At 60.5% G+C, this 12,341-nt stretch carries 11 protein-coding genes and 1 pseudogene; 7 read left to right on the top strand and 5 right to left on the bottom strand.

Annotation, left to right across the window (positions count from 1 at the left end; genetic code table 11):
- Window positions 1-747 precede the first annotated feature (747 nt).
- The 3 genes and pseudogenes from ACZYGA_RS00515 to ACZYGA_RS00525 form a co-directional block, all read left to right on the top strand.
- A pseudogene (locus ACZYGA_RS00515) lies at window positions 748-1,242 on the top strand (transposase); the annotation flags it as partial.
- A gap of 861 nt (window positions 1,243-2,103) precedes the next feature.
- Window positions 2,104-3,228, top strand: coding sequence for an MFS transporter (locus ACZYGA_RS00520; RefSeq protein ID WP_479398350.1), 1,125 nt, complete (start codon window positions 2,104-2,106; stop codon window positions 3,226-3,228).
- Window positions 3,229-3,250: 22 nt separating this feature from the next.
- Complete coding sequence (locus tag ACZYGA_RS00525; RefSeq protein WP_084208260.1) at window positions 3,251-4,282, top strand: HlyD family secretion protein; 1,032 nt, start codon at window positions 3,251-3,253, stop codon at window positions 4,280-4,282.
- 144 nt (window positions 4,283-4,426) lie between these two features.
- On the opposite strand, the gene ACZYGA_RS00530 is transcribed toward ACZYGA_RS00525, so the two are convergent.
- The 3 genes from ACZYGA_RS00530 to ACZYGA_RS00540 all read right to left on the bottom strand — a co-directional run bounded on the left by ACZYGA_RS00530 (window position 4,427) and on the right by ACZYGA_RS00540 (window position 5,572).
- A complete protein-coding gene (locus ACZYGA_RS00530) occupies window positions 4,427-4,804 on the bottom strand; it encodes a Lin0512 family protein (RefSeq protein ID WP_191237380.1) in 378 nt (125 codons plus the stop codon).
- Window positions 4,801-5,214: a Lin0512 family protein gene (locus ACZYGA_RS00535; RefSeq protein ID WP_077374004.1), complete on the bottom strand. Its 414-nt coding sequence runs from the start codon at window positions 5,212-5,214 to the stop codon at window positions 4,801-4,803. Before ACZYGA_RS00535 ends, ACZYGA_RS00530 begins: the two co-directional genes overlap by 4 nt.
- A 181-nt stretch (window positions 5,215-5,395) precedes the next feature.
- Window positions 5,396-5,572, bottom strand: coding sequence for a hypothetical protein (locus tag ACZYGA_RS00540; protein ID WP_157109441.1), 177 nt, complete (start codon window positions 5,570-5,572; stop codon window positions 5,396-5,398).
- A gap of 220 nt (window positions 5,573-5,792) precedes the next feature.
- Here ACZYGA_RS00540 and yghX point away from each other — a divergent pair, with 220 nt between their 5' ends.
- Window positions 5,793-6,680 (top strand): YghX family hydrolase, encoded by an 888-nt coding sequence (yghX, locus tag ACZYGA_RS00545; protein WP_176494380.1) that lies wholly within the window; start codon window positions 5,793-5,795, stop codon window positions 6,678-6,680.
- 162 nt (window positions 6,681-6,842) lie between these two features.
- On the opposite strand, the gene ACZYGA_RS00550 is transcribed toward yghX, so the two are convergent.
- Complete coding sequence (locus tag ACZYGA_RS00550; protein WP_479398293.1) at window positions 6,843-7,937, bottom strand: endonuclease/exonuclease/phosphatase family protein; 1,095 nt, start codon at window positions 7,935-7,937, stop codon at window positions 6,843-6,845.
- 379 nt (window positions 7,938-8,316) lie between these two features.
- Here ACZYGA_RS00550 and thiM point away from each other — a divergent pair, with 379 nt between their 5' ends.
- From thiM to ACZYGA_RS00565, 3 genes are all read left to right on the top strand, one after another.
- Complete coding sequence (gene thiM / locus ACZYGA_RS00555) at window positions 8,317-9,153, top strand: hydroxyethylthiazole kinase (RefSeq protein ID WP_479398294.1); 837 nt, start codon at window positions 8,317-8,319, stop codon at window positions 9,151-9,153.
- Window positions 9,143-9,766: a thiamine phosphate synthase gene (gene thiE, locus ACZYGA_RS00560; RefSeq protein WP_404625295.1), complete on the top strand. Its 624-nt coding sequence runs from the start codon at window positions 9,143-9,145 to the stop codon at window positions 9,764-9,766. The genes thiM and thiE overlap by 11 nt, the downstream gene beginning before the upstream one ends.
- 306 nt (window positions 9,767-10,072) lie before the next feature.
- Window positions 10,073-10,813 (top strand): hypothetical protein, encoded by a 741-nt coding sequence (locus tag ACZYGA_RS00565; RefSeq protein ID WP_404625293.1) that lies wholly within the window; start codon window positions 10,073-10,075, stop codon window positions 10,811-10,813.
- A 90-nt stretch (window positions 10,814-10,903) separates the two neighbouring features.
- Here ACZYGA_RS00565 and eat read toward each other — a convergent pair whose 3' ends face one another.
- Window positions 10,904-12,310 carry an ethanolamine permease gene (gene eat / locus ACZYGA_RS00570; protein WP_136938929.1) on the bottom strand — a complete coding sequence of 469 codons (1,407 nt, stop codon included), beginning with the start codon at window positions 12,308-12,310 and terminating at the stop codon, window positions 10,904-10,906.
- Window positions 12,311-12,341: the final 31 nt, after the last annotated feature.

The following is a 12,341-nucleotide window of genomic DNA, read 5'->3' on the forward strand; positions in this document are numbered from 1 at the left end:
CCTCGTACAGGGTGAAGAGGTCTTGCCTCAATGCACGAACAAGAGGATAAAGAAACTTGCCGTTTAAGTCTCAACGCTAAATATCATGAGAAACAGGCATGCCAGTGATTTCAGGTACCTTGATCAGCACGAACGGCCAATCCTCCCTTAATATGATTAAATCTCATTTTTATTTTCACGAAAGAACGCGCCAAGGCGGCACCTTGGGCGGGAGTACGACTACAAGGCCTACCGGCCCCAATGATCTCCTGCTGTTGTTAGCGCTACCTGCTGACGAAAGACGCGATCGTTCGCGGGAGTGTTCATCGTCATCACGCCGGAACTACCGAAGCCGGTAAGATCAAGGCGTGGTCGCGCAGCACCAATGGCCAATGGCCAACCCCCGTTGTCAGTCACTCATGCAGTGTCCCTACAGCGCAATGTGCCAGCACTCAGGATACATGGCACGCACGCGACGAAATGGGTGATCTCCAACTTGAACGGGCCCACCATGCTCGCACGATCAGACTCCATCAACTCGTCGGCTGACTTCCCCTTGACCAGCCTCTTGCGCATTACCGACTCGCCACCGCAATGCTCGCCAACTTCGCTGAGCAATGCGGTGGCTTACCCAGCATCGCGCTTGCGCAACCTCTAGATCAGCCCCGCTTATTCATGAGGCCGGCCTGAAAACGAAGATAGCAGATGGTATTCTCTTGAAAATTCAGTGTGTTCCGCCAAGAACCTGAACCAAGAGAGCCATCCGCTATGGGTGAAAGCCTATCTACCTGGACGCCTTCGTGCAACGGCGCTGTGCGTGTCGTGCTGAGCGGCCAGCGAACCACCAGCGACAGCGGCGCGCTGCTGCTGCGTGAAGCCCTCGACAACAGCGGCGTGATCAAGGCGCTGGAAGACAACCTGGTCGACCTCCGTAACCCGCTACGCGTCCGCCACTCACTGGCCAGCCAGTTGCGGACCTTGGTGCTGCAACGGGCGATGGGCTGGATCGATCTTAGCGATACCGACGCGCTGCGCCACGACCCGCTCTGGCAGTTGGCCTGCAGTGATGTGCGTGGGATGACGCCCCTGGCCCAGGACCGACCGTCTCAAGCCACGCTGTCGCGGCTGCTGACCTGCCTCGGGCGCAACGACAATATCAATGCCGTACACGAAGGCCTGCTGCGGCTGGTGGTCTGGCGGCTGACGTCGTTGAAGAACGGGGAGCGACCCAAGCAGCTGACGCTGGACATCGATGGCCTCCCGGCACACTGACCGATGCCATGATCGCCAGGCTCGCGGCAGACACGCCAGGCCCCTACTCAGACCGCGACCTTATCGCAGAGATTCACTTCTCTCGAGAGTACCTCACCCATGTGATACGCCCGATATGATGTCTTGGGGGCGAGACGATCCCTCGCTCCTTGCCTGCCCACCGCATCGCCAAGAGATGGGGGGTCATGTTGACAGGGCTGAAAGCGCTCACGGTACATGACGATATCCCGTCACATGTCGTGACAATAGACGTCAGGCTATCGCCAGTCCGAAGTTCTCCGTGCCCCTTTCAGGGCGCACTGAAGGCGCTGCTCGAGTTCCGTGCGCTGGTGCCTCCTCGCCATGTATATCCCATTGACCGACCACGACGTCGTTTCGAGCCAGATTCCCACCCGATTGGCACTGCGACAGAAGGATAACGATAACTCCTCCATCTTATATGGAGGTGGCTGCCTTGCATGACTCATACAACAAACCGCAAATAACGCAATAATAATACATGGCAAATCCAATTATATTATTTCCCTTTCCCCCTCATGGTGCGTTACGATACCACGGAATCTCACCTCCTCCGACAGGCCCTCAACAGCCGCTCCCACGCGGAAATTTCCGGACCGCCCCCGGGGTAGGCCGTCAGGTCAGGCCATCCTCACAACCTGTTGATGGCCATCAGGAAATCGGCATATTTTGCTGAATGACAAGGAGCGCTGCCCCCTAGAATGGCTTACCATATGACAACAAAGTGCGACTTCTCATCTATTGCTCTACAGCAAGTGACTGATTTAATTAAGCACATAAAATAAGGGGGATTATTGGAAGCGATTTCTGCCGTGGCACAGCAAGCTCTATGGCCTGTCGGCCTATGCGATGACGGCCACCTTCGGCCCTTATCTGTCGGCACCGCTGGCCGCGCTCTATGGCGACCTGGGCGACTGGAATCTGGTGTTCTGGGAAACCGCGCCGATGTGTCTCATCGCGGCGGCGCTGGTGTCCTGGGGCCTGCCACAGGACCCGCTCAAGCTGGAGCGCCTCAAGCAGTTCGACTGGCTCGGCGCCCTGCTTGGCGTCACCGGTCTCTGTGCTCTGGTGGCCGGCATGACCCAGGGCGAGCGTCTCGACTGGGGCAACTCCCCCGTGATCATCGCCCTGCTGGGCACGGGCGGACTGGCCTTCGCTGCCTTCCTGATCCATGAATGGTTCCACCCGTTGCCGCTCTACAAGCTGCAGCTCCTGGCCCATCGCAACTTCGCCTTCGGCATTCTCACCCTGTGTACCTTCATGTTCCTGACCCTGGCCGCCGGCACCATTCCCGCCGCCTTCCTGGGCGAGGTACAGGGCTATCGGCCCATGCAGCTGTTCCCGGTGATGCTGACCATGGCTCTGCCGCAGCTCGTGCTGGCACCGCTGGTGGCGACACTGATCAATCGCAGGAGCGTCGACAGCCGCTATGTGATGGCCACGGGCCTGGTGTTGATCCTGATCAGCTGCCTGCTGGGCTCGCAGCTCACCAGCGACTGGAACCGTGACAACTTCCTGCTCATCGAGGTGCTCAATACCCTGGGCCAACCGATGGTGGTCGTGCCGCTCTTGATGAATGCCACCGGCGCCATCAGTCCGCTGGACGGCCCCTTCGCCACCGCGATGGTCAACTCGCTGCGGGCGCTGTTCACGGTGGTGGCCGCCACCGTCTATGGCAGCTTCATCGTCCAGCGTGATGCCCTGCATTCGACCCGTCTGAGCGAGGCGCTGGGCCTGCAGGGCAATCAGCCCGCCGGCCTCATCCCGCTGGACGCCGCGCGCGATATCGCCACTCGCCTCTCCGAGCAGGCCGCGGTGATGAGCTACGCGGATGCCTACCTCGCCATCATTCCCTTCGTGGTGGCCCTGCTGGTGCTGGTCATAGTGTTGCCGGTGCGCGCCTACCCGCCGCAACCGGCACCTGCCGCCCGCCAGCACACCCACTCTCCTGCGACCTGAAAAGCGAGAACACGATACTGCCATGAACAAGACACGCACGACTCTGCTGCTGAGCGGACTGGCCCTGCTGCTGCTGATTCTCTATGCAGCGCTCTACTGGAAGGGTCACGATGGCCGCGAGGCCACCAACAACGCCTACGTGCGTGCCGATAGCGTGATGGTCACCCCACGGGTGGCCGGCCAGATCGACACGGTACGGGTGGAAGACAACCAGGTGGTTCACGAGGGGCAGATACTGGCCACGCTGGACGACCGTGATTACCAGGCCTCCCTGCATTCCGCCCAGGCGGATCTCGCCGCCAGTCAGGCGGCGGTGGGAGATCTGGACGCCAACATCGAACGTCAGCGCGCGGTGGTGCAGCAAGCCCTCGCCGAAGTGAAGGCGACCGAGGCGTCACTACGTTACGCACGCAATGATGCCAAACGCTATCGCAGCCTGCGCATGACCAATGCCGCCTCCCAGCAGGACAAGGAAAAGGCCGATGAGGAACAGGGCATCTGGGAGGCACGACTCGTGCAGTATCAGGCCGCTCAGCGCTCGGCCGAGAAACAGATCGGTGTCCTGCAGGCTCAGCGCGTCGAGGCCCGCGCCGAGGTCGAGCGCTCGCGCGCCACGCTTGAGCAGGCAGCGCTGAACGTCGATTACACCACCATCCGCGCCCCCAAGGATGGCATCGTCACCCAGCGCTCATTGCGTGTCGGTGCCTACGTGCAGCCGGGCTCCTCGCTGCTGGCCATCGTGCCACACAAGGAAGCCTACGTGGTCGCCAACTATCTCGAGACCCAGATGGCCGAGATGGCGCCGGGCCAGCCGGTAGAGATGACGCTGGACAGCCTGCCGGGCAAGACCTTCCATGGTCATGTCGAGAGCATCGCACCGGCCTCCAGCAACGCCTTCTCGGCAGTGGCCAGCGAGAACGCCACCGGCAACTTCACCAAGATCACCCAGCGCATGCCGGTCAAGATCGCGTTTGACCCCGATCAACCCGACTTCGACAAGGTGCGCATCGGCATGTCGGTGATCACCCACGTCACCACTCGGGACGCCTCCTGATCCAAGGGACTCGCTCCCGGACGCGACGGCCGGCTAGCCGGCCAGACAAGACGCCCCATCTGTCAGTGACAGATGGGGCGTCTTGTCTGGCGTGCCCTTGCAGACAGGCGATGCAGGCGATACGGCCTGCCTGGACACTCCGGACTATCCAGACGATGGCGGGCACAGCTGCCAGTCGTCGTGCTCGATATCGAGCATTGCCGCGATGGCGGCCGAGGCGATGACATGGGTCTGGCCATTGGCCTCATCATGCACATTCAGCCCACCGTGCACCACCGTGACCTCGGCGCGCCCGCGTGGCAACTCGCGTGTCACGGCATCCACATCCACGGCCTCCGGTGTCTGTACGCCGATGGTGACCTCGACACGCATCTGACGATGATCGATGCCCAAGGACTGAAACAGTACGATGGAGGAATGATGCAGGGCATCCTGCACTGCGCGGCAGGCGGCCTTGGTGTAGTCCTCTCCGTAGAGGTCATTGCCGGTGCCCATCTCGAGAATGATGCGCTGCTCGCTCATGCCTGACCTCCTGACGGATGGCGGGTCTGTCGCGAAGCCTGAGGGTGCTCCGGCATGTCGGTACCGCTCGCCAGCATGTCAAACGACACGATGAGGGCGACATTGGCGATCACGCTCACCCCGCTGCCATCCGGCTTGGTCACGTCTAACCCGCCCTTGACCACCTTCACGCTGGGCTGGCCATAGGGAAAGATCCCCAGCAGGGCGTCACTGTCAACCTTGTCGGGCTGCTGCACGCCGATCTCGACCTCGATCAGCATCGCCTCCTTGGGAAAGCCGAAGGCATCCGCCACATTCAGGGAGTTGTGCCACAGGGCATCACGTATCCCGCGGGCCGCCGCCTCGGTGTAGTTCTGGCTGCGAATGGAAGTGCCCATACCGAACTGGGTCACCATGCGTGTCCTGGACATGTGGCCTCCTTGAGAAACGTCGTGCACCGCGCCATGGCGATGGCACGGAAATGAAGGCAAGTCAGAGCAATCTCTCGGCCTGCTCCGCCATCATCCGCCATCAAACATTACTTTTTCATACAATACGTTCCATTTTCATGAATATCCATCCACAACTGGCGCGATAGGCCCGCCATCGGCGCTAGACATCCCAGCGTGGCTTGAACCAGCCAAGCACCCAGCAGACCCCGACGAGCACCACCACCGAGGCGAAATCGCCGCGAAACAGATTCACCACCGCCAGACCGGCCGATACCAACTGGGCATTGGTGAGCGCGATGCTTCTCCAGCGCAATCTCTGATACTCCGCCTCTGTCATGCTGGCCTCCACGTCAGACGTCTTGAGCACGCTTCTCAGGCGGCTCACCGCTCACCCGCTGCTTGCCTCAAGCGATTGGCCACCGCTCTGGTGAGCGTAGTACAGGAAGAATGCCGAATTCAGCCTCCCTTCGCCTATCCGACAAAAAGACTCGCGCTGACATGGTGGCGTCACCTCAGGGTTGCTATGTTCAGAATTCCCTTGATCACAGGAGTCTGACATGACCCGCCTGACCGCAAAGGATTTTGCCCCCGAGTTGCTGGAGCTGTATGACGGCTATGTGCATGGCCAGATCACCCGCCGCCAGTTTCTGGATCGCGCGGCAGCCTTTGCCGTCGCGGGCATGACGGCCACCTCGATACTGGCCAGCCTAAGCCCGAACTACGCGCTGGCCTCACAGGTCGAGTTCACCGACCCCGACATCGTGGCCGAGTACATCACCTACCCCTCTCCCGAAGGCCACGGCGAGGTGCGCGCCTATCGAGTGACACCGGCCAATGCCAGCGGGCCGTTGCCCGGCGTGGTGGTGGTGCACGAGAACCGCGGCCTGAACCCCTATATCGAGGATGTCGCGCGGCGTGTGGCCAAGGCCGGCTATGTCGCGCTGGCGCCGGATGGCCTCAGTTCGGTGGGCGGCTATCCCGGCAACGACCCCAGAGGCAAGGAGCTGCAGGCACAGGTAGACCCGGAAAAGCTGATGAACGACTTCTTTGCCGCCATCGATTACCTGATGGCCGAGAACCGCACCACCGGCAAGATCGGCATCACCGGCTTCTGCTACGGTGGCGGGGTCTCCAATGCGGCCGCCGTCGCCTATCCGGAACTGGCCTGCGCCGTGCCCTTCTACGGCCGCCAGCCACGCGCCGAGGAAGTCGCCGCCATCCAGGCTCCGCTGCTCTTGCATTACGCCGAGCATGACGAGCGCGTCAATGCCGGCTGGCCCGCCTATGAAGCCGCGCTGAAGGAGCATGACAAGGTCTACGAGGCCTATCTCTACCCCGGCACCCACCACGGCTTCCACAACGACTCGACCCCACGCTATGACGAACAGGCCGCCAAGCTCGCCTGGGACAGAACCCTTGCCTGGTTCGAGAAGTATCTGAGCTGACCTCAGGCGGCACCGGGGAAACTGCCACCAGCCTCGATACGACGAAGCCAGCCATCACCTGGATTGCGTGATGGCTGGCTTCGTCATTTCCGTGTGACCGGGGCCGATGCCCCTTCAGGCTAAGGCCTGATCAGTTCAGCACAGGCCAGTTCTGAAAAAAGCTCAGCTGCACAGCAGCCCACTGGCGACGATCTCGCTGAGCGTGCCCTGGCCGATACCGCTGATACGGGTCAGTTGACCACTGGAACTCCACGGACGCTGACGGATGATGTCTGCGGCACGCGCCGGCCCGATATTGGGCAGCTGATCCAGCTGGTCGGCATTGGCGGTGTTGAGGTCGATACAGGTCTGACTCGCTGAACTGGAGGTCTTTGACGCCCTGCGGGAGGCGACCTCTGCCCCGGCTGCCTGCGGCTGACTACCCTCCAGCGGCAGCAACGCCAGTGTCTCGCCGGTCACCGACAGATAGATCGGGGCGTGGTCCGAGACATCGGCACGCGCTGTCACATGACTGATGCCCAGATAGTCCGGGAAGCGGAACACATCGCCGCTGGCCTTGGGCCATTCGCTCGGCACATACCAGATGTTGTCGTAGAGCGAGGCATAGCGGCCATCGGTCTTGGAGAGCGTCGTCGCACCCTCGGTGATCAACGGGCGCAGGCCGAGGGTACGCAGATCTCCCCACGCAGGCTCGGTCGGTGCCATGTTGAAGTCGCCCATGATGATCGCCGGAGTGCCGGGCGAGATTTCCTTCATCAGGTCATAGATATCGGCCAGCGCGCGGATTTCCGGCGAGCGATCCGCCTTGCTGTCGCCATAGGCGATGTGCACGTTGGCGGCGCTGAAGGCCCGCCCAGTGTCCTTCTCGACGAAGGTGGCGAGCAGCGGCTCGCGCGAGAACACATCCTCGGGATCGAGATAGACGGTAGCCCCGCCCTGATAGGCGATCGTCTTGTCGCGATACAGATAGGCATAACGCTCGGTATAGGTGCTGCGCCCCACCGCATGGCTGACCAGGCTGTCCCACTCGTCGCCGGTCAGGGCCTCCAGCTGCTGCTCGAGCTCGCTGACGACCTCCTCCTTCATCACCTCCTGCAGGCCGATCAGATCCATGTGGCTGGCCACCGCCGCGACCTGCTCGAGATGCTTGCCGTTGTTCCAGCCGGCATGCTTCAGATTCCAGCTGGCACTCACCGCATTCGCCTGACTGCTGGCCGCAGCGCCCAACAGCACGGGGACTGCCAGCGCCGTCACCATCCGCCTGACAATCCGCTCAAGCCGAGAGCCATCAGAGGGCTGCCGGCCGCGCGTGTTCTTGCTGATGCTACTCGTGCTGCTGTTGCTGGCGATATTTGAGTGACTGCTGCTCGAATTGCTGACGCTACCGCGATGACCTGTGCGTATCACTGCATGACCCTTGACTGATGACTCGTACACAAAAGACCGTAAGGCCCTGTATCTTATGGACTTGTCGTCAAGGTTTATAGAACCATGATGTTATTTATTACCCTTTGCGCGACTTTCGATGACTACCGGGTCAGCCACACGCTCACGACGGTCGTCGCTTGACCTTGCAGCGCAAGCTCTTACCCTCGACTCACAGCGTCTTCCCTGTCTTTCACCACGAGCTTCCATGATGACATCGCCATCCCACTCCCCCGGCAACGCGTTGCGCCGTCTGCGTCAGACCACCCCGCTGGTGCACAACATCACCAATCATGTCGCCATGACCCCGACCGCCAATACCCTGCTGGCCATTGGCGCCTCGCCGCTGATGGCGCATGCGCAGCAGGAGATCCAGGAAATCTCCGCCATCAGTGCGGCGCTGTCGATCAATATCGGCACCCTGTCGCCCAGCTGGATCGAGGCCATGCAGCTGGCGGCGATGTGCGCCCACCGCGATGGCAAACCCTGGGTGCTGGACCCCGTCGGCATCGGCGCCTCCAGCCTGCGCCAGTACGCGTGCCGCGCGCTGCTGGAATATCGCCCCAGCGTGATACGTGCCAATGCCTCGGAGGTGCTGGCGCTGGCCGGCGAGATGAATCAGGGCCGTGGCGTGGACAGCGGCGATGACAGTGAGGATGCGCTGGAGCGCGCCAGCCGCGCCGCCGTCGCCCTGGCGCGCACGCAGAACTGCGTGGTGGCGATGACCGGCCACGTCGATGTCGTCACCGATGGCCAGCGGCAAATCACGATTCAGGGCGGCCATGCGCTGATGGGCCGCGTCACCGCCATGGGCTGCGCACTGAGCAGCGTGGTCGCCGCCTTCCTCGCCGCCTCACTCGACGGACATGACGACACCTTGCAGGCCACCGCCGCCGCGCTGGCCTGTTACGCCGAGGCCGGTGAGACGGCGAGCCAGTCAGTAGAGGGCCCGGGCAGCTTCGTGCCACGCTTCCTGGATGCCCTGTATACTCTCGACGCCGATTCCACCCTGCTTGCCTCTCGCCTGGAGCTGACCGATGTCACTTGATCTATCCCTTTACCTGGTCACCGACCCCGCGCTGTGCGCCGAGCGCGGCCTGGAAGCCACCGTGATGGCCGCCGTGCGCGGCGGCGTCAGTGTCGTGCAGCTGCGCGACAAGCACGCCAGCGACGAGGAGATGATCGCCCAGGCCATCCGCCTCAAGGCGCTGCTGGACGAGTACGAGGTGCCGCTGATCATCAATGACCGCATCGAGGTCGCGCTGGCCAGTGGCGCCGATGGCCTGCACATCGGCCAGAGCGATGGCGACCCGGTCGAGGCGCGTCGCCGTCTGGGCGAGGACGCCTTGATCGGCCTGTCGGTCCAGACGCTTGAGCAGCTCAAGGCTGTCGATGTCGAGCGCATCGACTACCTCGGCCTCGGCCCGGTCTATGCCACCGCGACCAAGCCCGATCACGCCGCACCGCTGGGCATCGAAGGACTCACCCAGCTGGTGCGCTCAAGCCCGCTGCCGACGGTGGCCATCGGCGGCATCTCGCTGACCAATGCGGGAGACGTCATGAGCAGCGGCACTGACGGCCTCGCCGTGGTCTCGGCGCTGTGCAGTGCCGAGAACCCCGCCGCCGCCGCCCAGCAATTTCTGGCGCAGTATCCTTTCTGATCTGATCCTGCCCATCAGCTAGAGACGACAACGCCCGCCATGGTCAGCCATGGCGGGCTTTTTGCTTTACATTGAGCAGATCTACACTTTGGCTTATGCAAAGTTTCATGAAAAACTATTTATGGTTTATTATTTCATGCAATGTCGACTTAAACATCAATGATGGAATATGGCACATAAGGGTTATGCTTAACATACAATTAAAGATTATACCTTAGCATAAACCTTACAATGTGCAAAAATTAAACCACAGAGCTGTATACATAACAGAACTCAACACCAGCGTTTTAACTTTAGGGAAAAAATATGAAAATACATTGGACATCGGCATTCAACCATCTCTTTGTAGTATTAAACCGTGAGGGTGACACTTATTTTTCCGGCCCAAGATTTTTCAAAATGCTTCACCAAGTAACACACGAATTCCCTGACTACCAAAAGTACATAGAACAAAGAAGATTAAAAAGTAAAAGCACAACAAGAAAACAATATTTTTTTGATATAATCGAATCCTTGACTGAAGCAGAAAAGAAAGCTCTATTCAAAAATTTTATTGAGTCATTAAAACCTTACGCTAGAGATGAAATGAATGAGCTCGAAAGCTTTATTCATGGTGGCGGCTCCCCGGTACCGGTAACAGATATATCGACTGATTTTTCAGGTGTCGAAAGATTGACGAGATCACTCAACAATATTGATAGTGCGATCGAATCGGGCCAGCATAGCCGCGCAGTCACACTTTCATATTCCTGCCTAGAAGGCATTTACAAAGCCTATCTAACGAAGAACATGACACTGCAAGCGCCACCAAATGACCTTCTAGCAATGGCCAAACTAGTTAAAAATGACATACTTGATAAAGTAAAAGATGGTAGTCAAGCCCCTGAACAGATAATCAACTCTATCCCAACTATTACTAATGCAATAGCTAATTCTCGAAATGGATTCAGTGAGTCGCATTTCGACCAAGATGCTAAAATCTGGCTTGCAACTTACACGAGGGACTTAACTAACTCAATAGGCAGGTTATTAACGCATTTTATGTAACATAAGAAGACTCAGAGTCTAAATACAACGCCCGCCATGGTCAGCCATGGCGGGCGTTGTCGTCTTTGCTAAAGGGTCTGCCTGAGCGGATCAGCTGGCCGCGAGATCACTCTCGGCATTGGCCACCAGCGCGAACTCTTCCTCGGCGGTCTTCGCCACCAGCTGATGGCGACTGAAGATGGCGTAGTAGGCGATGCCCACCACGAACAGCACCAGAGTGTAGTTGAAGGCGCGCGGGTCAAAGGCATAGACCCCGGTCAGCGCGATCAGCGACAGCACCAGCGCGATGGAGGAGGTCACGATGCCACCCGGCGTGCGATAAGGGCGCGCCATCTGCGGCTGGCGCAGGCGCAGCAGGATGTGGCTGGCGGCCATCAGTGCGTAGGAGACGGTCGCCCCCACCACCGCCATGCCCAGGATGAGATCGCCTTCACCGGTCAGCGAGACCAGGAAACCGAAGACGCCCGGCACCACCAGCGCCCAGGTCGGCGCCTTGCGCTTGCTGGTCAGCGACAGCGTCTTGGGCAGATAGCCGGCCCGTGACAGCGCGAATACCAGACGGCTGTAGCCGTAGATGATCGAGAAGAACGAGGCCACCAGCCCGGCCAGTGCCAGCACGTTGACCAGCGTCGCCAGCCCTTCGCTGCCGGTCGCGTTCAGCGCATCCACCAACGGCACGGCACTGCTGCCGATCGCCTCGGCACCGGCGGCACCGGCCAGCAGGAAGACGACGAGCACGGCGGTGAACATCAGAAACAGCATGGCGCCGATGATGCCACGCGGAACATCACGAGCCGGATTGCGCGATTCCTCAGCCGCCAGCGGCACCCCTTCCACGGCCAGGAACAGCCACATGCCGAAGGGCAGCGCCGCCCAGATGCCATACCAGCCATTGGGCATGAAATCGCTGGCACCCCAGGCATCCGTCGGCGCGATGTCGAACAGGCGACTGCTGTCGAAGTCACCGATCAGCGCGACCGCGGTGGCGATGATCGCGAACACCGCCAGGCCGCTGATCACCATCATCACCTTGAGCGCCTCGCCGACCCCCGCCAGGTGGATGCCGATGAACACCAGGTAGAAGATGGCGTAGATGATCGGACCATTGATGCCCAGCAGCGACTCCACCGCGCTACCGATGAAGATGACGATGGCTGCGGGTGCCAGCGCATATTCGATCAATACCGCAAGGCCGGTGAGATAGCCGCCAGCCGGGCCCATGGCCTGGCGCGCGAAGCTGTAACCGCCGCCGGCGGCCGGTATCGCCGCTGACATTTCCGCCAGCGACAGCACCAGCGCCAGATACATGATGCCCATCAGTAGCGCCGCGATCGCGAAGCCGCCCCAGCCCGCCTCCGCGATACCGAAATTCCAGCCGGCGAAATCACCGGAGATCACATAGGAGACCCCGAGTCCCGCCAGCAGAATCCAGCCCGCCGTGCCCTTCTTCAACTGCCGTCTGGCCAGATAGTCCTGCTCGTTGGTGTCGTGATTCATGTCGTGATTCGTGTCGCGAGTCATGGTGCCG

It is taken from the genome of Cobetia sp. BL01 (assembly GCF_056493605.1).

Excerpts from the sequence above, each read along its gene's own strand:
- ACZYGA_RS00525 (WP_084208260.1), top strand. The coding sequence starts at position 3,251 with ATGAACAAGACACGCACGACTCTGCTGCTGAGCGGACTGGCCCTGCTG.
- ACZYGA_RS00530 (WP_191237380.1), bottom strand. The coding sequence starts at position 4,804 with ATGAGCGAGCAGCGCATCATTCTCGAGATGGGCACCGGCAATGACCTC.
- ACZYGA_RS00535 (WP_077374004.1), bottom strand. The coding sequence starts at position 5,214 with ATGTCCAGGACACGCATGGTGACCCAGTTCGGTATGGGCACTTCCATT.
- ACZYGA_RS00540 (WP_157109441.1), bottom strand. The coding sequence starts at position 5,572 with ATGACAGAGGCGGAGTATCAGAGATTGCGCTGGAGAAGCATCGCGCTC.
- yghX (WP_176494380.1), top strand. The coding sequence starts at position 5,793 with ATGACCCGCCTGACCGCAAAGGATTTTGCCCCCGAGTTGCTGGAGCTG.
- ACZYGA_RS00550 (WP_479398293.1), bottom strand. The coding sequence starts at position 7,937 with ATGGTGACGGCGCTGGCAGTCCCCGTGCTGTTGGGCGCTGCGGCCAGC.
- thiM (WP_479398294.1), top strand. The coding sequence starts at position 8,317 with ATGACATCGCCATCCCACTCCCCCGGCAACGCGTTGCGCCGTCTGCGT.
- thiE (WP_404625295.1), top strand. The coding sequence starts at position 9,143 with ATGTCACTTGATCTATCCCTTTACCTGGTCACCGACCCCGCGCTGTGC.
- ACZYGA_RS00565 (WP_404625293.1), top strand. The coding sequence starts at position 10,073 with ATGAAAATACATTGGACATCGGCATTCAACCATCTCTTTGTAGTATTA.
- eat (WP_136938929.1), bottom strand. The coding sequence starts at position 12,310 with ATGAATCACGACACCAACGAGCAGGACTATCTGGCCAGACGGCAGTTG.